Origin of the sequence: Cupriavidus sp. IK-TO18, from assembly GCF_015549295.1 — a bacterium.
Taxonomy (GTDB): domain Bacteria; phylum Pseudomonadota; class Gammaproteobacteria; order Burkholderiales; family Burkholderiaceae; genus Cupriavidus; species Cupriavidus oxalaticus_A.
Genome location: NZ_JADGMP010000084.1, coordinates 1 through 635 on the forward strand (window position 1 = coordinate 1; position 635 = coordinate 635).

At 64.1% G+C, this 635-nt stretch carries 1 protein-coding gene; it reads right to left on the reverse strand.

Going from position 1 to position 635, the window contains the following annotated elements; genetic code table 11:
• On the reverse strand, positions 1 to 203 hold a 203-nt coding region (locus tag IPF36_RS34190), incomplete at its 3' end, for a hypothetical protein (RefSeq protein WP_195432355.1).
• Between the last annotated feature and the right edge of the window lie 432 nt (positions 204 to 635).

The window sequence follows — 635 nt, forward strand, 5'->3', positions numbered from 1 at the left end:
GGTTTGTCGATCGCGGCTTCGGCAGTGAGCGCCGGATCCGCCGGGAGGATGGCATTGACCAGCGCGTATTCCGGCACCTGGTAGGAGATGCCGCCGGATGCGATCGACAGATCGACCGATGGCGCTGGCGACAGAAACGTGAGCGCGGCCGCAATGAGCAGGCCGGCTAACGGTAGTCCGAAGAGCATGCGGGATAATCGCATGTGCAGTTCTCCTGGGTTCGAGGAAGTGCCACGGCGCATCCCCCGCGGCTGGGAACTGTCCGGCTTCTAGTGAGGGGCACCGGCACCCCGCCTGCACTTCTTTCAGTCCGTTGCAGACCTGACCGCCTCTCGGCTCGGACCCCTGTGCGTCGTCACGCGTCGGGTTAAAACAGCCAGCTGAAGGCGGCGAACGCGGCGGCCGCCAGGGCGACGCCAGCGACCACGCCGCCGACTGCAACGGCGCCGGCCGTCATCCAGAAGGCGTTCATCTCACCGCGAGCTCCATGTCACTGAGCAATTCCTGCTCTTCGCCATCGTCGAGTGGCATGAAGTCGATGTCGTGGAACGCCTGCTCGGTATTCGGTCCGTTCGTCGTGAACCGCTTCGCGTTGACGATTTCTTCGAACACCAAGCCGATTAGGCCGGGAGCCT